Raw genomic sequence first — 20,299 nt, 5'->3', positions numbered from 1 at the left:
GACATCGACATGATTGAGCGCAGTCGTGTGGCAGTAGGTAGGTTGAGCAACAACAGAAGCCTGTGTTCACAACTCGGTGAAGCGACCGCCGAGTGCGCTCGGATTTTGGAGAATTGATTATGCGAAGAAAGGATGGCTTCACACTAATTGAACTACTGGTGGTCATCGCCATCATCGGAATCCTGGCCGCGCTGTTGTTGCCGGCGTTGGCGAACTCGCGCCGGAGCGCCCTGCGGGCACAATGCGTCGCCAACGAGCGCAATTTCGGCCAGGCGTGGACAATGTTTGCCCAGGATCATGACAACAAGGTGTTCATTATCACCCCCAACGCCGGTGGCGGCTGGCTCTGGGACATGGCCTCGGACGCCACTGTCGGAATCGGCACCCCGGGAACCAGCGATGATTTGGTGAAGCATTACGGATTGACCCGCGCTTCCGCCTACGACCCCAGCAATCCGAGTCACAATCTGGACGTTTTCTGGAACTGCACGGCCTGCGGCGGCACCAGCGCCGGCTACTGGCTGCTGGTTCAGCGGGTGGACACCAGCGGCACGCCGGCCGGTGGGACGACTGGTTGGGCTGCGGGACCCAACAATACTACATTCAAACAATACAATCCGAACACTACCGCGGACGCGACGAGATACGCATTCGTCTATGACGTCATAAACAGTGCGGACCCCAATCGCAATCCACAGTTGTTACTCTGCGACGCTGTCCTTCAGGATGGCAACGGCGGCCCGTTTACCCGCACAAGCAGCATTCCCGGTGGCGGAGTCAACCAATCGGCGCATATGGGACCGAACGGCCAGCCGATGGGCTCCAACCTCTGTTACACCGATGGGCACGTCGAATGGAGAAATAAGGAAGCAATGAAGGTTCGCTATACAGCGGGGGGCAACGTTGACGCCGGCGTGCTTTTCTGGTGGTAAATCGCTCGGTATGAGACGTAACGGGGGGCAATTGCTGTTCCGCTCGGGCCGGAGAACTGATTCTACAACTTGGGCTCCGAAACGTAGCTGGGGCTCGCGCTTGGCACCAGCGGAACGTTCTTGTTTGGGTCACACCACGCAACGATTCTAATTGTCTGTCTGCCGGGCTATTCGTCGGAGGAACTCTTCAACACCGGGTACGGGTGCACCTCGTCAAGCATCGATCTCAAGATGCAACGGTCCGTGCCCGTTGCGAAGGGATTTGTCACTCTCTTCATCACTAGGTTGTAGGTTCGACTCCTGCAAGGCGCACCAACTATATTGCCGTATTGATAGCGGCAGTGCCATGTACAACAACCCGCCCGCGCCAATAGCCACGAGCTGCATCTACTCTGGGATATCGCCGCCGTTGGGATCAATCAACGCCTCGCGCGTTTCCGTCCCGCAGCCGCGCGCGGCGGGATCAACAGCCTTTCCGGCTCAGTAGCGAAAACTGCTGTGGCCGATAAACTCGCGCAGGATCGACGTCGGCGGCACGAGATGATCCGCGACGCCGAGGAAGCTGGACAGGAACGCAAGCAGCCGCCGCGCTTCCGCGTACTGGGGATGGTGCGGTTTGATCTCGACCAGCAACGGCTCGACGAATGGCTTGAGAACCGCCAGCTCGTAATCCAGCGCCGAGTTGAACGCGATGTCGGCGCCTTGTTGGAAGGGGAATATCCAGGTCTTCTCGCCGCGGCGCACACTGGCCCACATGTTCAATGTCGCCAGCGCGGTGTTGCCGCGAAAATTGTTATCACGCACCAACCGTCGCACCAGGCGATTGTCCGTGGTGGAGATGCGGTTGTTCGAATCCAAATTCAACTGCGTCAGCGCGCTGATGTAAATGCGTAGCTTGTGTGCGGGCGGCACCGACTGGGTCAGCCGCGGATTCAGCCCATGAATGCCCTCGACCAGCACGAACTGGTCGGGCTCAAGGCGCAGTTTCTCGCCGCGAAATTCCCGGCAACCTTTTTCGAAATTGAAACTCGGCAACTCGACCTCTTCGCCCTTGTCCAGCCGCAACAGGTGGTCATTGAAGAGCGGCAGATCAACGGTCTCAATGTTTTCAAAGTCGGGCTTGCCGTGCTCGTCCAACGGCGTCTGCTCGCGATTGACGAAGTAGTTGTCCAGCGAGATGGTCACCGGACGCAGGCCGTTGACGCGCAACTGGACGGCGAGCCGCTTGGCGAACGTCGTCTTCCCCGAGGAGGAGGGCCCGGCGATCAACGCCCACTTGATCTGGCCGCGATGTTCGTAAATATGGTCGGCGATCTGCGCGATTTTCTTCTCGTGAAACGCCTCGGCGATCTTGATGAAATCGCTGATCTCCTTGTTGGCGATGATCTCGTTGAGCCGGCCCACCGTGTTGACGCCGAGGATCCGCCCCCATTCCTTGTGTTCCTTGAAAATCTGGAACAGTTGCGGCTGCGGCTCGAACGGCGGTAACTCCTTCGGCTTCTCCCGCTCGGGAACTTGCAGCACGAAACCGGGCGCGTACGAAATCAGCTTGAACAGGTTCAAGGACCCGGTGCTCGGGGCCAGCGGACCGTGGTCCAGGTCGGAGAAATTCTCGCACCAACACGTCGCGACCTTGGGCGGGTTGCTGAAGCGCAGGAGATTGTATTTGTCCCATTGCTTCTCCTGTTCAAAACGGCGCACGACCTCGGTGAAAGCGATCTTGCGCCGCTCGATAGGGAGGTCCCGTCCGACAATCCCCCGCATGTGTTTGTCGAGACTCTGCAACTGTTCCTCGCAGATGCCGGGCTTGCCGTTCGTTTCAAAGCTGCAATAAAAACCCGAGCCGAGCGAATGCTCGATCGCAAAATGAGCGTCGGGGAACAGTTCCTTGATCGCCTTGGCCAGGAGAAAGCAGACCGAGCGACGATAAATCTGGAACGCGTCCGAGTCCGCCCGCGTCAGCAACGTGATCTTGCTGTCCACCTCCACCGGGTACGTCACGGACACCGCGTCGTTGTTCACCAGCGCGGCGATGTAGTCGAGCCCGTCCGGCGACCGGCGCTGCGGCAGGATTTCACGGACGGGAGTGCCGGCCGCGCAACGAACCTGCATCCCATCGTCCAACGTGGCCGTGATCGTGTTATGTGTTCTCTCCATATATTCAGTTTCTCGCAACATCCGGGCCAATCGCCCAACCGCTGGAAAAGTATTCCTGTAACCGTGAAAGAAATCCCGCCTTCGTACAATTGTTTCTGTACTTATATACGGCTTTCGGTCGATTAGAAGCTTCTTTTCGCGTGGTCATCGAACCGATTGCGGCTGAGTAATTTAGCCACCGCTCCCGCCTGTTTTGCTTGATGTTTACCCCAGCGGAACTTAACGTCTCCCCACCGATTTGTTCGCCCCGACAGAAAAGAGCGCAATGAACAAGACCATACCCGCGGAATTCCTTCGCCGCATCCCGAAGACCGACCTGCATTTGCACCTCGACGGTTCGCTGCGGATCCCGACGCTGATCGAACTGGCGAAGAGCCACCGCGTCAAGTTGCCGTCGCACACTGAGGACGGGCTGCGCCGTCTCGTGTTCAAGGATACGTACGCCAATCTCCCCGAATACCTGCAGGGATTCGCCTACACCTGCGCCGTGATGCAGACCGCCGAGAGCCTCGAGCGCATCGCCTTCGAGCTGGCCGAGGACAATCTCGCCGAGGGCGTCCGCTACATCGAAGTCCGCTACGCGCCGCAGTTGCACATCAATGACCGGCAGAACATGGAAGAGGTCGTCGCCGCTGTTTGCCGCGGTCTCGGGCGCGCGCAGAAACGCCACAACCTCTCGAAGGCCGTTCGCACCGGCGCGGACGTCCCATTCCACTTCGGCATCATCGTCTGCGCGCTGCGGTTCATCTTGCCGGTGTTTTCGCCGTACTACCGCCGCCTCTTCGAGGTGATGCCCTACGCGTCTTCGACCCAGGTCTGCGCCGCCGCCTCGATGGAACTGGCCCGCGCCGCCGTCGACCTCGCCCACAACAAAGGCCTGCCCGTCGTCGGCTTCGACCTCGCGGGTGCCGAGGCCGGTTATCCCGCCGACGACCACGCCGCCGCCTACCAGTACGCGCACGATCATTTCATCCGCAAAACCGTCCACGCCGGCGAAGCCTACGGGCCCGAGTCCATCTTCCAGGCCATCACCAAATGCTACGCCAACCGCATCGGCCACGGCACCTGGCTCTTCGCCAACGACATGATCGAGGATCCCAAGATCGACGACCCCGTGGAATACGTCCACCACCTCGCCGAGTACGTCGCCAGCCAGCGCATCACCATGGAAGTCTGCCTCACCAGCAACGCCCAGACCCTCCCGCGCATGCGCAACCTCGCGCACCATCCCCTGCGCCAGATGCTCGACCACGAATTGTCCGTTTCCATCTGCACCGACAACCGCCTCATGTCCAACACCTCCGTCACCAACGAACTCCGCCTCGCCATCGACAAACTCAAAATGACCCCGCGCGAACTCCGCAACGTCGTCATCGCCGGTTTCAAAGGCAGCTTCTTCCCGGGCACCTACAGCGAAAAACGCGACTTCGTCCGCCAGGTCATCAACCGCTACGAAACCCTGTCCGCCGAACTCCCCAAATAATTCTTCAGTTGTAATCATTTTCCGGTTGTAGCCGCGCTTGCTAAGCGCGGATTCGTTTCCGCTATAGCCGCGGGCGCTGACCGCGGATCGTTCCCCTTCGAAAAGTAGGGCGCCGGTGGCCCACCGCGCCGCGGCATTCATTTCTCTCCAAACCCTCCAAAAACCGGCTTCGTTTGCCCAATTTCCGGCCTCCGAGCCCATCAAAACCCCCTCAAATTGGGTTCGTTTTCCAAAACGAACCCAAATATTTTGACCACTTTCAAAATCTCTAACACCTTGTAGCCCTGAAGGATAAACTCGGTTTCTGAGCCGGAATAAATTGGGTTCGTTTCGCAGAATCATATAGGGGCCCCCTGTCGGGCCTGCGGTGAGGGTTTTGGTAGGGACGCGCTGCCGCGCGTCCGCATACTTTGCGAGGGCTTCCCGATCCATTTTCGCCGTTCACCTTTCCAAACTCCATCTCTCTAAGTCCTTCCAAACAGGGATAATAGCTGGGGGGTTCGTTTCGCAAAAACGTGTATTTGACGCGCCTTTCCTTCTCCGACATCGCCTCTCCCCTTGGGGGGAGCGGAGTCTGACGACACGCCACGAACTCCGCAACCGGAGTTCGGAGCAAAGGGTTAGGGTGAGCGGAGCCGAGTTTCCTATGCCTCTCCCCTTGGGGGAGAGGGTTAGGGTGAGGGGTTTTTCTGTCCCCTGAGAGTTGCGTGTCCGCCGTAGCAGTAGCGAAGGAGGAAGCGTTAATCTGTTCACTCCCGCATCATACCATTATCGAAATACGATGTCCAGAGCAGAAGCGGAGTGCAGCACTGGCTGCGCGACACGCCGCGATGTAGTTGTCGCGGCAACACATCCGCTAACTCGCCGTTATTTAGCGCGAATCTTCCAAAGCGCCGATTTAAACTTCCCGACACATCCGTTCCATTCGGCGTAATCGTCCTTCCCCGTTGTAGCCACGGGCCTACCGCGCTCCGTGACCTCAGTAGAAGAGGCGTTTAGGGTGAGTGAGCTGAGGTTTGCTATGTTTCACGGCTTGTGTGCGTGGGCGAGTTGAACCGGAACTACAGCGTCAAGAGCCTTTCGAACCATCGCCTCATATCCTAGGAGGTTGTGCTCCGTGTTTAGTTCAGAAAGGTTAAGCAGGGGGATCTTTTCAGTGTACTCTACCACAAGAATAACGACCTGTATCCAAGCGCCGAAAAACTCTTCCATTTCGTTGCGAGAATAGTATTTTAGAACTTCTTTTGCAAGAAGTTGACCTCCATGAGATTGGGGTGACCTCCCTGCATTCTGTATTCGGTTGACGCAGTAAAGGCCCTTCCCACCACCCGCTCTCCGCTTCGCCTTTACCTGACCCGCCAATCCGTTTCTCAATCACCGGTGCGCCGCTACCAGTGGCTCCTGTTCGACGCCGCCGGCACGCTCTTTGACTTCGACCGCGCGGAAGTTACGGGCAGGAGGGTCAGGCCAGTACGTGCGGAGCCGGAGTTGTTGATGGTTCAGGCGGCGGGGGATTTCGACGGGAAAAAGTTGGAGAGTCGAGGCTCGAACTGCTCTGCTCTACGCCGCAACTTCAACTAGCCCTCGACTCTCCACTGCAAGGTAAGCCTGATTGCGGGAATAGCAAGTGGTTCTCGGGGCGATCTTGGGGGATCAGGCGGCGACCGATCCTGGAACCAGCAGCGGGTAGCAGCGCTTGCAACCCGGGTTTCCACAGTTGGCGATGGCGTGGCTGATATACGATTTCGATGTCCCGTCGCTCCGGCTCGATTGCTTCTTATTGGCCTTGGCCTGCGAGGAGTATAAGGCCATGCGGGCCGCTTTGGCGGCGTGTTTTTCAGCCCTCTTGGCGTCGGATCGTGCGGATTTGGATTTCTTGCCCATCGTGATATTCGCTTTCTAAAAACTACTTGATGAAGCGGGCGCGGGCCTCCGCCTTCACCAATTGCGCTTTATAGGTGGTGATTTTGCTTTCCCATGAATTCCGCATGTTGGTATTCGTCGATGCGGCGAGATAGCGGCGCACCTTGCCGAGCTGTTTGCGGATGTTGCGCTCTTCAGGGCTTCGTTTCGGGCTAATTTCAGAGACGGGCTTGGTGCCCTTTGTTTCAGTCACGCTCCAAACTACCTAAACCAGCGGCAGGCCGCTATGGGGTGTTTACCCCATGGTGGTCATTGCACGACATCGCGTATCTTGCCTCACCGCGGACTTGTTTCGAGGCCCGCGACGATTCGTTAACTGTTCAAACCAAGCCATGAGGTTCGTGGCAGAAAGTAAAAGAGAGCTTCTTTATGGAACCGGATTCCGCGCCAGTCAAACTCCCGTTACGGATCAAGAATACTTACCTGGAGCCCGCGCAGCTGCGCATTCCCAACCCCGAATTGCTTATCAACGTCGTGCGTCTGCGTGTCCGCCAACTCGCCCAGGGACATCGGCCCATCACCCAGACAAATGCGTGGATGGAGTTCTCTGATATCGCGCTGAAGGAAATCAGCGAGGGCAAGCTTGGGTACGAATTCCCTGGGGAAGCCGAATTTGTGCCCGAGGCGACTGCCGTCATCGACCCGTCTCCTTTGGCCAGCACAGCCTAACGACAAGTGGGACTGAGGAGTCGCATCTCCTCATTCTTCATTTGATTGACGCAGTGGTGCTTCTTCTCACCACCAAGGCCCCGCTTTGATTTTCACCTCGCGGAGAGTCCCGCAAAAAGGGCTTGTCGGTGTTGTCAAAGTTAATACTATCAATCATGAAGAGATTCCTTTCCCTCGTCCTTTCAGCTCTGGTTGTCGTGCCTTGCCGCGCCCAGTGGAACTATCCCCCGACAAAAACCGTCGACGCCTCGGACACCTACTTCGGGAAGACGTACAACGATCCGTACCGCTGGCTGGAGAACCTGAAGGATGCGGATGTCGAAGCCTGGTTCAAGGCCCAGGCGGAATTGACGGACGGCCTGCTCGCGAAAATCCCGGGAAGGGATTCGCTGGTGCAGGAATGGCTGGCCTTGGACAAGCTCAAACCCGCGGATTACTCGTCCATCCGGTATGAAAATGGTCGCGTCTTTTACAAGAAGACGCTAGGCGGCGAAAACGTCGGCAAACTCTACTTACGTCAGGGTTGGAACGGGACGGAAAAGCTGCTCTTCGACCCAGCCACATATAAAGCCGGTGTGGTCACGACCATTCAAAGCATTGTCCCGTCGTGGGACGGAAAGCACGTCGCGATGGGTCTTTCTTCGGGCGGCGCTGAATGGTCGGAGATCCGAATATTGGACGTGGACCGTGGAACGCTGCTGCCCGAGAGTATCTACCCTTCCTACGGGCCCCATGGATGGCTGAAGGACAGCAAGTCTTTATTGTACGACGCCGGCAAGACGACGAATATCAAGAGTCTCGAAATCGAATTGAACCGCAAAACCAAAGTGCACAAGCTCGGCACCGAGGTTTCCAGCGACATCGATATCTTCAGCGACGAGAGCAACCCTGAACTGGGCATGACAGCGAAGGAAATTCCGAGCGCTTCCGTTGATGAATCATACCCCGACTACATGGTCGGAAACGCGGAAACCGTGCAGAACGAGCTGCGGCTTTTCTATGCTCCCGTCTCCGAACTGAAACACGCAAAAATCAAATGGAATGTTCTCTGCAAACGCTCAGACAACCTGATCCGCGGGTTCGCGTTCCAGGGGGATTACGTTTACGCCGTCTCCCATACCGACGCGCCAAAATACAAGCTTGTTCGGACGAGCGCGAAACATCCGGACTGGGAAGACGCCGAGACCGTGATTCCCGAAGGGACTGACACCATTCGGTACATCACCAAGAGCAGGCACTACCTCCTCATCGTGTACTCCAATGGAGTTGTCGGCCGCCTCGTAAAATACGACCTCAGCAATGGCAAGATTTCCGAGATCAAACTTCCGTCATCCGGGACCGTGAACGTGAGTTGTCCGAATTGGCGAACGGATCGTTGCCTGGTGTACATCAGCTCCTGGACCTCTCCCGTGACGATCTATGATTTCGATGCGCAGAAGGACACCTTCGCGAAGAGCATTTTCAATACGGACGTGTCGTATCCCGGTTTCGAGAACCTGGCCTCCGAAGAAGTCGAAGTGCCCGGGCACGACGGCACCCTGATCCCGCTCTCCATCATTTACAAGAAGGACATTCTGCTGGACGGGTCAAACAGCTGCATTCTCAACGGCTATGGCGCCTACGGGATTAGTGCCATTCCAAGCTTCAACATTCGCAGTTCGGTGGCGCTACGAGGTGTGGTGCTTGCGTTTGCGCACCCCCGGGGCGGTAGCGAAAAGGGCGAGGCCTGGTACAGGGCCGGTTACAAGACGACCAAGCCCAACACCTGGAAAGATTTCATTTCCTGCGCGGAATACCTCGTGAAGAAGGGATATACCAGTCCCCAGAAACTCGCGGGAACCGGCACCAGCGCCGGCGGAATCCTGATCAGCCGCGCCATCACGGAACGCCCCGATTTGTTTGCGGCCGCCGTTTGCAATGTCGGGTGCGCGAACGTGATGCGGTTGGAGTTTTCGCCGAATGGCCCGGTCAACACGCCGGAATTTGGCACGGTGAAAGACCCCGTGGAGTGTCAGGCCCTGTTCGAGATGGACGGGGTCCAGCACGTCCAGAAAGGTGTGAAATATCCTGCGGTTATGGGTGTCGGTGGCTGGAATGATCCCCGAGTTCCCGCCTGGGAACCCGGCAAATTCGTGGCTGCCTTGCAGGCGGCAACAGCCTCGGACAATCCCAGTCTGATGAAGGTGAACTACGACAACGGCCACTTCACGGAAGAGAAGATCGTCACCTTCAAAAACTTCGCGGGCCAATCCGCTTTCCTCCTGTGGCAGACCGGCCACAAAGACTTCCAGCCGGTGAAGTAGACAAGCGGAAATCGGGGTCAGCCGCGCATATGCAACGTTACCAGTGGCTCTTGTTCGATGCCGACGGCACGCTCTTTGACTTCGAGCGCGCGGAAGGCAAGGCGCTGGAGCAGGCCTTTGGGCTGATCGGTGTCACGTTCGCCCCGGGCTACCTCGCCGCCTACCAGCGCATCAACCTGGCTCTCTGGCAAGCGGTGGAAAGGGGAGAGATCAAGCCGGGAATCGTGAAAGTCCGTCGCTTTGAACTGTTGCTCCAAGACATCGCGGTTGGCGGCTCGGCAGTTGACTTGAGCGCCCACTACCTCGAATGCCTCGCCGCCTGCTCGGAACTGATCGAGGACGCGAGCGAAGTGTTGCAGGCGCTGCACGGGAAATATCGCATTGCCATTTTGACCAACGGTCTGCGGGTGGTCCAACGTGGCCGTCTCACCCGCTCCGTGATCCGCGATCACATCGCCGATATCATCATCTCCGAAGAGATTGGTTTCGCCAAACCGGCCAAAGAATTCTTCGACATCGCATTGGCCCGGTTGGGAAATCCGTCCGTGCGCGAAGTATTGATGATCGGTGACGGTTGGAACTCCGACATTCAGGGTGCCGTCCAGTACGGTATCGACGCCTGCTGGTACAACCCTGGGAAAAAACCACGTCCGACCAATCTCGAAATCACCCGCGAAATCGCCTCGTTGCGCGAATTGGTCGAATGGCTAGCTGTGCCTTGACAGGAGTTGCTTTGTAATGCAAAGTAAATATTGAAAGTAATGGAGGCGCAAAATGAAAACAAGATGGTTCAAGCGGTTCGGCTGGTTCTACGTCCCCATTTCGGCTCCGGGCGCAATCGTATGCGTTCTCGCGGCAATATTTTGTCTCACCGTGTTTCGGGCAGTGGACGGACATTCTCACTCCGTGAGCGATACGCTGTACGGCGTATTCCCATACTTTGCTTGCGCATTTCTGCTGGTCGATTGGCTCGCCGGCCGAACGAGTAATCCGACTGCCTAACCGACTTCAACGAATCAACGTTGACCACCGGCAATGACCAGCGTTTCCCCGGTGATGAATGCTGCGTCGTCGGAAGCGAAAAAGACTGCGGCAGGCGCTATGTCATCGGGCTGGGCAATGCGGCCCAGTGGAGTTTCCGCTTCCTGCTTCTTGTGGAAATCGCTGCCGATGAAACCAGCGGAATGGACTCCCTCGGTTTCGACCATGCCGGGGTTGATGGCATTGACCCGGATCTTGCGCGGTCCCAATTCCTTGGCCAGCGACTTTGTGATCGTATCGACAGCCCCTTTCGTGGCGCTGTAAACCGAGGCACTCGGCGGCGCCAGGGTGCTGGCAAGCGAACTGATATTGACGATACTGCCGCCCGCCGAGCTGAAATGTTTGACCGCGGCTTGTGAGGTGAGGACCAAACCCAGCACATTGAGATCGAACAGCTTGTGAAACTGCGTTTCGGTAACGCCTTCAAGAGGAGAAAACTCGTACACCCCGGCATTGTTGACCAGGATATCGAGTTTGCCGAACGACTTCTTCGTCTCGGCAAATAGGCGGTCAATGTCCGTCTGCTTCGCAACATTGGCCTGCACCGCAACCGCTTTCCCGCCCTTTTTGGCGATCTCGTCAACGATACGGTCCGCTCCTTCCTTACTGGACGAGTAGTTGACGACGACCGATGCGCCTTCGGCGGCCAGATGTTTGGCAATGGAGGCGCCGATTCCCTTGGATGCGCCCGTGACGACCGCAACTTTTCCTTCAAGCTTTTTCATGATTCTCTCCTGTTAATGTATTGTGTGCCTTCGGGTGAGATGCTGGCAGTTTGATTGGCGATTCCGGTTCATCTCCGTGCCCTAGAAACCCCCGGAAAGCAGGCTCGACAGTTATCGGTAAATGAGGCTATAATCGAGGAACGAATTGCCTCACAAGCCTGCCTGCAAGCGCCGTGCTTTCATCCAGGGGAGGCAAAGCCTGAATCCCAACAACCTTAATCATTGAGGAGAGTAACATGAAAGCAAGTAGAATAAGTCGGTTGTCTGCGGATGTAATTGCCGTCTTGGCGGTCTGGGCAGCGACAAACCTTCAAGCCGCCCCGATCTCTGGCCCAATCCTGAATCCGGCCACGGGACACACCTATTATCTCTTGGCGAATAGCGACTGGACAGATGCCCAATCCCAAGCGTTAAGTTTGGGAGGAAATTTGGCGACCGTTAACGATGCCGCTGAAAACGCCTGGATCAGCCAAACGTTTACAAACTTTGGTGGCGTCACGCGCAACCTGTGGATTGGACTCAACGCGGCCGGTCTGAACGGTGGCGATCCGAACAGTTACTCATGGGTGGATGGCAGTCCGTCGACCTACAGAAACTGGGCTCCCCAGGAACCTAATTTCTCGGATCAATATACTCTCATAATTCCAGCTCCCGATACGAATGCTGGACAATGGAACAACGTGTCGGACACAACTCTGGCCGGCTACCAATCTTTTCCCGCATACCTCAACTACGGTGTTGCGGAAGTGGTTCCCGAGCCAGGTACGTATGCTTTGGCACTACTGGGATGCCTCACGATCTTGGGGAGATTAGCAATGTCTTATAAGCAGGTTCGCGCCTGACTCTTGACGTAACGTTTAGCGCTCATCATTCTCCGGCGGCCCACCGGCCTTTGATGCGCTGCCTTACCGCGCGGCGCGGCGTCGCTTCAGCAGTCGCAACACCGCCGCCTCGTCGGAACTCAAACCAGTTTGAGTGACACGGGTCGGGTGGTCGATAAACGATTGCATGAGCGTGCCATCCAGGTAGGCGTCCATGACGGCCGGGTGGATGTAATACTTGCGGCAGACGGCGCGGGTGTTCCCCAACGCTGCCGCCACTTCGTCAATCGCCTTCACGAGCGCCGATTCGACTGGTTCTTCATTGTCGTCGCCGTCGAGCTGTTGCAAGATCCTCGCCGCCTGAATGGTCCCGGCCCAGGTCCGAAAGTCTTTGGCGCTGAACTCTTCGCCCGCGATCGCGCGCACATAATCGTTCACATCTTCGGAGGTCACATCGCGAGTTTCGCCGGCAGCGTCGATGTATTGGAACAATTCGTAGCCGGGCAGGTCCTGGCAGCGTTTGACAATGCGAGCGAGACGCTTGTCGGCGAAGTCCACCTGGTGAAACTTGCCGCTCTTGCCACGAAACCGGAATTGCAGCCGTTCGCCACGCACGTGGACATGGCGGTTGCGCATGGTACTCAATCCAAAAGACTGGTTTTCATCGGCGTACTCCGCGTTGCCGACACGGATGTGGGTTTCTTCCAGCAACCGCACCACTGCCGCGACCACTTTCTCGCGCGGCAATCCACGCAACCGCAAATCACGCGCTACTCGTCTGCGAATTCTTGGTAGCGCCCGGCCGAATGCAGTCAGGCGGTGAAACTTGGTCTCGTTACGAATGGTGTGCCACTGGGGATGGTAAAGATACTGTTTGCGACCTTTGGCGTCCCGGCCGGTAGCTTGCAAATGGCCATTCGGATGGGGACAAATCCAGACCTGGTCCCAGGCTGGTGGAATGGCCAGCTCGCGAATCCGTCGTAACGCCACGCGCTTCACCCGTTTCCCCTCGGCTGTGACATAGCGAAAGCCGGTTCCACAACGCTTTCGCTGGAGACCGGGTCGTCGGTCCGACACGTAGCGCAACCGACCGTCATGCGCGTCTATCTTTTTGTGGGCCATGGTCACTAGTGCCACACGTTGCGGCCTCGGTTTGAGTTGATTTGCTGGCTGAAAGATACCCAACTTCGATACCACCGGCAACGCATACGATTTGACAAATGCCTGGATGCGGCAGAAGGGTAATGCCATGCGATGCAGGTTTCCGCTGACGGCCGGGCTGCTTCTGTTCGGGTTGGCCTTGCCGGTGCGTGCGGGAAGTCTGCAACGAATTGGCCACACAACTCTCGTACCGCGCCACAACACGCTGCTCGATACGAACGGAGTTCCTCTCCCCGACGACAAGGGGATGTACACTGCGTTCATCGATCCGACCAACGGTTATGCGTATTTTGTCGGCACATATCTTTTCAAGCTCGATATCACGGGAAATCTGCCCGTGCAAGTTGGTCCCGCTCTCTTTACGGGACAGGCAACCGAAAGCGCGATCGACCCGGCAGCCGGGTATGGGTATATGGCACGAACAACCCTGAATCGGTATGCGTTGGGACCGGGAACCAATGCGGCCAGCAGCGCCGGTACACTCACGCTGGCGGCCGGCAACGCCTTTTCCGTCGTTGTTGACGACTCGGATCCGAATCCATCCAATCATTATGGATACGTTCTCTGCACGAACTCGGGGAACCCCGCGAAAGTGGCGAAGGTGGCGCTCTCCACGTTTACCGAACTCGGCTCCGTGAGCATCACAAACAGCGACACGGCCTTTTGGTTTGGCCGAATCGACAAACAAAAGGGCTACGCCTATTTTGAAAGCTTTCCGAACTCCAACATACCCCAGGTCGTGAAGATTAAGTTGACGCCTGGCACGAACGCGCCCGGGTACATCGGTGCCGTCAGCCTGGACACGGTGATCAACTTTGTTGACGGCGCCTCCATCGACACGCTGCATGGGTATGCCTATTATGGAACGTATAACCCGGATACCAATGTCTTGAGCAAGGTGTACAAAGTGAAGCTGGGGGATGGAGATGTAGCGCCCACGCTCATCGGCAGTATCAATCTCCGGCCCGGCGAAGGACGACTGGCTGCTTGCGTCATCGATCCCCTGGGGGGCTACGTCTATTTCGCGGACGACAATAGTTATCCCGGCCGGGTGTATCAGTTCAGCCTGAATGGGACGAATCTGCCAGTGGAAATCGGTTATTTGCAGTTGCAGGGAGGTACGAGTCTTACGAATCCACCCAACGGTATGACCACCAATAACACAACATCCAACGCTGATGGCATCCTCCCATTCGGCGAGGTTTTCTTCCGGTCGGCGGTCTTCGACCCGGTGCGCGGTTACGCCTATCTCGGTCAGGACAGCCGGCCGAATCAGGTGATCAAGATCCAACTGGAGCGGGACCTGCCGGTGATCATCAGCGCCGCCTGGCTACCGGGCGGTACATTCCAATTGGTCTACACCAACCTGCCTTACGGGACCAACACGGTGTTGACCTCCACCGATATGACGGTGCCCGCGACCAACTGGACGGTTCTCGGCAGCGGCGTGGAAGTCTCGCCAGGTCAGTTCCAGTTCATTGACCCGCAGGCGACAAATATCCCGCAGCGCTTCTACCGCACCAGCTCGCCGTAATCTTATTCAGATCCCCGACAGCACGTTATCGTTGTCCTCGATGTGGGTTGCTGTTCCCATAGGCTACCATTGGCGGTCATTCACGTAAGTTTTTTGCTTGCAGTTCTGGTAATATCTAGAGTAATTAAATGACCTGTCTGGAGGCAGTAGGAGAATTCGGTGAGGCGAGCACCAATCTCTCAGCGGCGAGACGGTCTACGGCGTAATCGGCATATCTTTGTCGAAGCCAAAGGTTCTCATCCATCCGCAATACCCTACAGGGATCAACCACCAAACAAGAACACCTGTCGTGCCCTTCACGACTTTATGGGGGATCGTTGGCCATGAGTCACATTAATCGCTATTCGGTTTTCGTCTTTGTCAGTGTCGTTGTTCTTTCGCTAGCGCTGACCGCTACGCCAGCCCGCGCTGCGACCACAACGTTCGACCAGATTTCCTGGGGCGATGGTATCGGAGGGTACCAGGACCAATTCTCCCAGTGGGGGCAGGCCAGTGTGGATTTCTCCATAGCCGATGCCGGCTCGCTGGCACCGTTCGGATCCGGGTACGCGGGCTGGGTGAACATCGTTACGTCGGTGCCCGGCGGGGCCAACAATAACTGGGCGGTGGAGAATATGCCGGTGGTGTTCAACAGCGCCGGTGATCTTGATGGCGATCTGCCGTTCACGTATGATTTCAATCTCGGCCAAACGGATGGCATTGCTGTAGGCAGCCTGTCTTACTCTCTCACCCTCACGGCTGCGCCGTTATCACTCCAACCCAGCGGGTCGCTCACGAGCGCCGGCGTGGCTGGCCTGACCAAGGTCGAGGGAACGACGACCAGCCCGGGGCTGGAAGGCAGCCCAGCGAGCCAGTTCGCACAAAATACGGTTGGCATGGCGGCCTCCGTCGCCAGTGCCCTTAGCAGCCTCAGCATTAGCAACGGGGCCATTCGGACTTCCCAGACGAACATCGCTGTGGTGACAGAGCAACTCAATGGTTGCGCGCCCGGGGCCGCCGCGCGTTCGATCAAGTATCTGCAGCAGATGTATCCCTCTCTCAATGTCACCCAGAATGCGCAGCAGGTGTACGGGACTTTGACGAACTACATGAACAGTTTCACTGGACCGGCCAGCACCAATGGCGGCGGCACCGCGGTTGCCAACTTCGTGTCCGGCAAGAATTTGTACTTCGCGACGAACGGGCTGGCGATCGCGCCCACCGTGGTCACGACGAACTTCGGCCAGGTGATTAGCGCGCTGAACTCAACGGGAGACGTCGAGATCGGCGTCAGTTGGGCCGGCGGCGGTGGTCACTGCGTGTTTGTCACCGGCGTGACCACGCTCTACACAAACGGCGCGCCGTACCGCTACGTGGTAAACATCATTCAGGATCCCAATCAGGGCGGTAACTCGGTGACCAACGAGACGGACCAGTACGTCTTCGACACGAACGGCAACATGCTGAACAAGGGCGGCGGCAGCCTCAACAGTTTCCGCATCGAGTTGGCGACGGTTCCAGAACCGTCCACCATCGTGTTGTCGGCGCTGGGTCTGGGGGCGATCGGGTTCTCGCTGTCCAGGCGATCACGTCAACGCCGGTGGTCGTGAATTAGATGCACAGTACTTCCAACAGTCGCGGGTGAGTTCCACCTGCGACTGTACTTCTTGGCTTGTTATCGGCAGGCCACCGAAAGGGGCGGCGCGGATGAAAAGAATCCCCCTGCGTGCAGGCAGCTCCCCATCGCGGCCGGTTACTTCGGCTTGCTTGCGGCATGCAATCTTGGTATTCTTGAAATCGCGCTGATGCGCTTTCACGAATCTCAGTCATGAAGCTCGGCCTTACAGTACTAGCAGCAATTCTCGCGGCGTTGCTTTCCACGCCGGCTCGCGCGCAAATCGTGAAGCCGGTCGACCCCACCAAACAGGCGGATGTGAGCAACAAGACGGTCGACTTCGGCGAAGTGCAGTTTAATTCGCTCTCGCAGCCGACGAGCGTTCTGCCCGGCGGCTCGCCGCTCTCGAAGGGCAACCTCAAATTTCACGATCTCGACCAGAAGAAAACGGAATTCAACACCCTGGAAATGTCCACGATTTCCAGGCCGACCCTGCCCAAGGCGAATTTCACCACCCGGCGCGCCTCAATTGATATGACGAGTGATGTAGCCAGGAAGCAGGCGGATCAAACCACGAAGAAGGCGCACATTAACGAGCGGCAAATCCGACCGCTAACCCCGGCCGGCGAAGAAGAGTTGAAACGCCAGCTCAACGAGCCGCCTTTACAGGTGCATTGAACCATGACCAGCACTCTCGATAACGCCAAACGAATGCGACCCCTGCGGTCCGCGCTGCTGCTTTTCGTAATCTCGCTGGCGATCTCTTGCGCGACGACAATGTCGCCGCCCCGGGGGTTTCTGGCGTCGTCGGACGGTTCACTGAACCAGTGGCTCGATACGCGCCTGAACGTTAATTTCGCGGAGGTGCGTGTCATGAATCTGCCGTTGACCGATGCCTTTTCGGGAATGAAGATGGCGATTGCCCGCGCGGACGCACCTGTCGAATCGCTGAAGATCACGTTGCATGTCAATGACGTCACGCGCCGCCAGGCCTTGTGGCTGCTGGCGCAGAAGTACGGACTCCGGATCACGGTCGAGCACGTCCACAAACAACCTTCGTACATCAGCATCTCGAAGTAGGAAGGCTGCGCTTGTTTCGGGCGCGTGCGTCTGTTATCTCCTTTGCACCATGTTGCCGGCGTTGCTCACGACTCTCCTCTGGTCTGTTTCCGTCGTTTGCGCGACGCGGTCCACCCGCTACCTGGGTAGCGCCGTCGCCAATCTCGCGCGTCTGTGCCTCGCTACAATTCTGCTCGCGTTCTGGGCGTACGGATTCGGGAAGGGACTCGGCGGCGCGGGACTCTGGTTCTTTGTTTTCAGCGGCTTCATCGGCTTCGGGTTGGGCGACCTTGCCTTGTATGAGGCGCTGCCGCGCATCGGCTCGCGCCTCACGCTGCTGCTCATGCAATGCCTCGCCGCGCCCATCGGCGCGTTGGTCGAATGGCTCTGGCTCGGGACGACGCTGAGTGTTGCGCAGAGCATCGCGGGTCTGGTCATTCTGGCCGGCGTTGCTGTAGCACTCGCGCCGGGAAACCATTTCCATCTCGACCGCAAGAATCTCTTCGGCGGAACGATCTTCGGCGTGCTCGCGGCCATCGGGCAGGGCGGGGGCGCCGTGCTAAGCCGCAAGGCGTTTCAGTTGGCAGACCACGCGGGCCAAAGCATCGACGGTGGCACAGCAGCGTATCAACGCATTCTTGGCGGTATCGGCGTCGCGGCTGTTTACTTTGTCTGGGTGCGTGGTCGTGGTCGGCAGGGAGCCACCGGTGGCCGCACAGAATGGAGCAAAGCCTGGCCGTGGGTGCTGGTGAACACGCTGGGCGGCCCGGTCCTCGGGGTGGGTTGTTATCAATGGGCTTTGTCAACAACACCGAGCGGAATCGTATTGCCCATCGTCGCCACGCTGCCGTTGGCGGTGATTCCGTTTGCGTGGCGGTTCGAGGGCGACCGCCCCGGTATACGATCCGTCATCGGTGGCATCATCGCGGTAGCCGGCGTGATCGCGTTGACCCTCGTTCACTAAAACTTGGCGCGGCAATTTCAGCGGGCTTGTGCTAAAATCCCGCCAAGATGCAGGAACCGATGGTTCAGATTCGTGACCTGACGAAGGTGTACGGGCATGGCGAGATCGAGGTCGTGGCGCTCGACCACGTCGGCCTCGACATTGCGGCGGGCGAATTCCTGGCATTGATGGGCCCGAGCGGTTCGGGCAAGAGCACCCTGCTGCACATTCTGGCGGGGATCGACCGTCCGACCAGCGGCCAGTGCCTCGTGCAGGGGACCAACGTGGCCGAGCTCAGTGAAACCGACTTGGCCGACTGGCGCAACACACATGTCGGTTTCGTCTTCCAGACATTCAATCTCATTCCCGTGTTGACCGCGTTTGAAAACGTGGAACTACCGCTATTGCTGACCGCGCTCGGCGCCGGCGAACGCCGCGAGCACGTCGCGGCCGCCTTGGAATTGGTCGGCCTGGCTGACCGCATGAAACATTTGCCGCGGCAGTTGTCGGGCGGCCAGGAGCAACGGGTCGCCATCGCGCGCGCACTCGTGACGGATCCCACGCTGCTGGTAGCGGATGAACCAACCGGCAACCTCGACGCCCACGCCGCGGCGGATGTATTGGGACTGCTCCAGCGACTCAATCGGGAGGCGGGCAAGACGGTCATCATGGTGACCCACGATCCCAAGGCCGCCGCCTACGCGCGCCGCGTCGTGCATTTGGAAAAGGGAGAACTCCTCAACGAAGAGGGACAAGCGCAGCGCAACCTCTCGATGGGATTTGCAAAATAGAAGGTCTGCACCGTGACGATCTCCGGTTTCATTGCCCGAAATGCATTTCGCAACAAGCGACGGCTGGCGCTTACAGTACTGAGCGTTGCGGTCTCGCTGTTTCTGTTTACAACATTGCAGACCGCCTTGCACCTGATGACGAAGCCGCCGACAACGGACCAGGCAGCGTTCCGAATCGTGACCCGCCACCGTGTCTCGCTGGCAAATGTGCTGCCCGAGAGATACCAACTCCGCATCGAGCGTATGCCGGGCGTGCAGTATTGCTCGAAGTTCACCTGGTTCGGCGGCATCTACAAGGATCCCAGCTTTAGCAATTTCGGGCAGTTTGCGGTGGACTCGGACCGGATTTTTAAGATCTTCTCCGAGATGGTGGTCACGCCAGAGCAGCAAGCCGATTTCAACCGGGAGAAATCGTCTTGCGTCGTCGGCGCGAAGTTGATGGAACGGTTCGGCTGGAAAATCGGGGACAAAGTCACATTGCAGGGTACGATTTGGCCGTGCAATCCCGAGTTGACCATTCGCGGTGTCTATCACGCCAGCGGGGTGGACGAGACGATCATGTTCTTCCATCACGATTACTTTAATGAGTTGATGAACGACCGCGGCCTGGTCGGCACCTTCTGGATCAAGGCGGCGAACGCGGACGTGATCCCGGATTTGATGGCCCGCATCGACGCCGCCTTCCGCAACTCCGACGCGGAGACGAAAACCGAAACCGAGCGGTCCTTCCAACTTACGTTCATCTCGATGTTGGGCAACGTGAAACTGTTTCTCGGGGCGATCTCCACCGTGATCGTCTTCACGATGTTGCTCGTGACGGCCAGTACCATGAGCATGGCCATCCGCGAACGGTCCCGGGAGATCGCCATCCTCAAGGCGCTCGGTTTCAACGCGCTGGACATCTTCGGCCTGATTCTGGCGGAGTCGTTCGGCCTCGCGATGGCCGGCGGCTTGATTGGATGTTTCGGCACGAAGTTTCTATTTTCGCACGTCGATATCTACAAGTTGTCCCACGGGAATATGCCGTTTTTCCCGGTGACCGCCGATACGCTGGCGCTCGGCCTGGTCGTCGCCGCTACCTTGGGATTGGTCAGCAGCCTGGCGCCGGCCTACACCAGCCACAAAATGTCCGTGGTGGAAGGATTGCAGGAACTGGACTAAGT

The 20,299-nt window shown here is 57.9% G+C and carries 18 protein-coding genes; 13 read left to right on the top strand and 5 right to left on the bottom strand.

Translation table 11 applies throughout. The features are described 5' to 3' along the window. The first annotated feature begins 119 nt into the window (after positions 1-119). Complete coding sequence (locus VNL17_15260; GenBank protein ID HXI85440.1) at positions 120-932, top strand: prepilin-type N-terminal cleavage/methylation domain-containing protein; 813 nt, start codon at positions 120-122, stop codon at positions 930-932. A gap of 480 nt (positions 933-1,412) precedes the next feature. On the opposite strand, the gene VNL17_15255 is transcribed toward VNL17_15260, so the two are convergent. Beyond that, a complete protein-coding gene (locus VNL17_15255; GenBank protein ID HXI85439.1) occupies positions 1,413-3,089 on the bottom strand; it encodes a nucleoside kinase in 1,677 nt (558 codons plus the stop codon). A gap of 265 nt (positions 3,090-3,354) precedes the next feature. Here VNL17_15255 and VNL17_15250 point away from each other — a divergent pair, with 265 nt between their 5' ends. Beyond that, a complete protein-coding gene (locus tag VNL17_15250) occupies positions 3,355-4,572 on the top strand; it encodes an adenosine deaminase family protein (GenBank protein ID HXI85438.1) in 1,218 nt (405 codons plus the stop codon). 1,653 nt (positions 4,573-6,225) lie between these two features. Here the strand turns inward: VNL17_15250 and VNL17_15245 are convergent. Further along, the gene (locus tag VNL17_15245; protein ID HXI85437.1) at positions 6,226-6,456 is read right to left on the bottom strand and encodes a hypothetical protein; all 231 of its coding nucleotides are present in this window, start codon (positions 6,454-6,456) and stop codon (positions 6,226-6,228) included. 22 nt (positions 6,457-6,478) lie between these two features. Then, positions 6,479-6,688, bottom strand: coding sequence for a hypothetical protein (locus VNL17_15240; GenBank protein ID HXI85436.1), 210 nt, complete (start codon positions 6,686-6,688; stop codon positions 6,479-6,481). A 176-nt stretch (positions 6,689-6,864) separates the two neighbouring features. Here VNL17_15240 and VNL17_15235 point away from each other — a divergent pair, with 176 nt between their 5' ends. The 3 genes from VNL17_15235 to VNL17_15225 all read left to right on the top strand — a co-directional run bounded on the left by VNL17_15235 (position 6,865) and on the right by VNL17_15225 (position 10,189). Beyond that, positions 6,865-7,164 (top strand): DNA-directed RNA polymerase subunit omega, encoded by a 300-nt coding sequence (locus tag VNL17_15235; protein ID HXI85435.1) that lies wholly within the window; start codon positions 6,865-6,867, stop codon positions 7,162-7,164. A 155-nt stretch (positions 7,165-7,319) separates the two neighbouring features. Further along, positions 7,320-9,467 carry a prolyl oligopeptidase family serine peptidase gene (locus tag VNL17_15230; protein HXI85434.1) on the top strand — a complete coding sequence of 716 codons (2,148 nt, stop codon included), beginning with the start codon at positions 7,320-7,322 and terminating at the stop codon, positions 9,465-9,467. A 29-nt stretch (positions 9,468-9,496) separates the two neighbouring features. After that, a complete protein-coding gene (locus VNL17_15225) occupies positions 9,497-10,189 on the top strand; it encodes a YjjG family noncanonical pyrimidine nucleotidase (protein HXI85433.1) in 693 nt (230 codons plus the stop codon). Between the two features lie 294 nt (positions 10,190-10,483). Here the strand turns inward: VNL17_15225 and VNL17_15220 are convergent, their stop codons facing one another. Next, positions 10,484-11,233, bottom strand: a complete 750-nt coding sequence (locus VNL17_15220) for a glucose 1-dehydrogenase (GenBank protein HXI85432.1) — start codon at positions 11,231-11,233, stop codon at positions 10,484-10,486. A gap of 236 nt (positions 11,234-11,469) precedes the next feature. On the opposite strand from VNL17_15220, the gene VNL17_15215 reads away from it, so the two are divergent. Beyond that, positions 11,470-12,075, top strand: a complete 606-nt coding sequence (locus VNL17_15215) for a C-type lectin domain-containing protein (protein ID HXI85431.1) — start codon at positions 11,470-11,472, stop codon at positions 12,073-12,075. Positions 12,076-12,138: 63 nt separating this feature from the next. On the opposite strand, the gene VNL17_15210 is transcribed toward VNL17_15215, so the two are convergent. Then, positions 12,139-13,305 (bottom strand): DNA topoisomerase IB, encoded by a 1,167-nt coding sequence (locus VNL17_15210; GenBank protein HXI85430.1) that lies wholly within the window; start codon positions 13,303-13,305, stop codon positions 12,139-12,141. Between VNL17_15210 and VNL17_15205 the strand changes: the two genes are divergently transcribed. The 7 genes from VNL17_15205 (at position 13,304) to VNL17_15175 (ending at position 20,297) form a co-directional block, all read left to right on the top strand. Next, positions 13,304-14,749 carry a hypothetical protein gene (locus tag VNL17_15205; GenBank protein HXI85429.1) on the top strand — a complete coding sequence of 482 codons (1,446 nt, stop codon included), beginning with the start codon at positions 13,304-13,306 and terminating at the stop codon, positions 14,747-14,749. The genes VNL17_15210 and VNL17_15205 overlap by 2 nt on opposite strands. A 323-nt stretch (positions 14,750-15,072) precedes the next feature. After that, positions 15,073-16,338 carry a PEP-CTERM sorting domain-containing protein gene (locus VNL17_15200; protein HXI85428.1) on the top strand — a complete coding sequence of 422 codons (1,266 nt, stop codon included), beginning with the start codon at positions 15,073-15,075 and terminating at the stop codon, positions 16,336-16,338. A 218-nt stretch (positions 16,339-16,556) separates the two neighbouring features. After that, on the top strand, positions 16,557-17,021 hold the full coding sequence (locus VNL17_15195) for a hypothetical protein (protein ID HXI85427.1): 465 nt from the start codon (positions 16,557-16,559) through the stop codon (positions 17,019-17,021). 3 nt (positions 17,022-17,024) lie between these two features. Next, on the top strand, positions 17,025-17,423 hold the full coding sequence (locus VNL17_15190; GenBank protein ID HXI85426.1) for a hypothetical protein: 399 nt from the start codon (positions 17,025-17,027) through the stop codon (positions 17,421-17,423). A 49-nt stretch (positions 17,424-17,472) separates the two neighbouring features. Next, a complete protein-coding gene (locus VNL17_15185; protein HXI85425.1) occupies positions 17,473-18,366 on the top strand; it encodes a DMT family transporter in 894 nt (297 codons plus the stop codon). A 59-nt stretch (positions 18,367-18,425) separates the two neighbouring features. After that, positions 18,426-19,136 carry an ABC transporter ATP-binding protein gene (locus VNL17_15180; GenBank protein HXI85424.1) on the top strand — a complete coding sequence of 237 codons (711 nt, stop codon included), beginning with the start codon at positions 18,426-18,428 and terminating at the stop codon, positions 19,134-19,136. Between the two features lie 12 nt (positions 19,137-19,148). Beyond that, positions 19,149-20,297, top strand: coding sequence for an FtsX-like permease family protein (locus VNL17_15175; GenBank protein ID HXI85423.1), 1,149 nt, complete (start codon positions 19,149-19,151; stop codon positions 20,295-20,297). Positions 20,298-20,299 lie beyond the last annotated feature (2 nt).

The organism is Verrucomicrobiia bacterium (assembly GCA_035577545.1).
Lineage (GTDB): Bacteria > Verrucomicrobiota > Verrucomicrobiia > Palsa-1439 > Palsa-1439 > Palsa-1439.
The sequence above is the reverse complement of the archived record's forward strand: the minus strand, read 5'-3'. Positions and strand labels throughout refer to the sequence as shown.

Bases quoted from the DNA above. Each gene is read 5' to 3' on its own strand.
- VNL17_15260 (HXI85440.1), top strand. From the start codon at position 120: ATGCGAAGAAAGGATGGCTTCACACTAATTGAACTACTGGTGGTCATC.
- VNL17_15255 (HXI85439.1), bottom strand. From the start codon at position 3,089: ATGGAGAGAACACATAACACGATCACGGCCACGTTGGACGATGGGATG.
- VNL17_15250 (HXI85438.1), top strand. From the start codon at position 3,355: ATGAACAAGACCATACCCGCGGAATTCCTTCGCCGCATCCCGAAGACC.
- VNL17_15245 (HXI85437.1), bottom strand. From the start codon at position 6,456: ATGGGCAAGAAATCCAAATCCGCACGATCCGACGCCAAGAGGGCTGAA.
- VNL17_15235 (HXI85435.1), top strand. From the start codon at position 6,865: ATGGAACCGGATTCCGCGCCAGTCAAACTCCCGTTACGGATCAAGAAT.
- VNL17_15230 (HXI85434.1), top strand. From the start codon at position 7,320: ATGAAGAGATTCCTTTCCCTCGTCCTTTCAGCTCTGGTTGTCGTGCCT.
- VNL17_15225 (HXI85433.1), top strand. From the start codon at position 9,497: ATGCAACGTTACCAGTGGCTCTTGTTCGATGCCGACGGCACGCTCTTT.
- VNL17_15220 (HXI85432.1), bottom strand. From the start codon at position 11,233: ATGAAAAAGCTTGAAGGAAAAGTTGCGGTCGTCACGGGCGCATCCAAG.
- VNL17_15215 (HXI85431.1), top strand. From the start codon at position 11,470: ATGAAAGCAAGTAGAATAAGTCGGTTGTCTGCGGATGTAATTGCCGTC.
- VNL17_15205 (HXI85429.1), top strand. From the start codon at position 13,304: ATGCGATGCAGGTTTCCGCTGACGGCCGGGCTGCTTCTGTTCGGGTTG.
- VNL17_15210 (HXI85430.1), bottom strand. From the start codon at position 13,305: ATGGCATTACCCTTCTGCCGCATCCAGGCATTTGTCAAATCGTATGCG.
- VNL17_15200 (HXI85428.1), top strand. From the start codon at position 15,073: ATGAGTCACATTAATCGCTATTCGGTTTTCGTCTTTGTCAGTGTCGTT.
- VNL17_15195 (HXI85427.1), top strand. From the start codon at position 16,557: ATGAAGCTCGGCCTTACAGTACTAGCAGCAATTCTCGCGGCGTTGCTT.
- VNL17_15190 (HXI85426.1), top strand. From the start codon at position 17,025: ATGACCAGCACTCTCGATAACGCCAAACGAATGCGACCCCTGCGGTCC.
- VNL17_15185 (HXI85425.1), top strand. From the start codon at position 17,473: ATGTTGCCGGCGTTGCTCACGACTCTCCTCTGGTCTGTTTCCGTCGTT.
- VNL17_15180 (HXI85424.1), top strand. From the start codon at position 18,426: ATGGTTCAGATTCGTGACCTGACGAAGGTGTACGGGCATGGCGAGATC.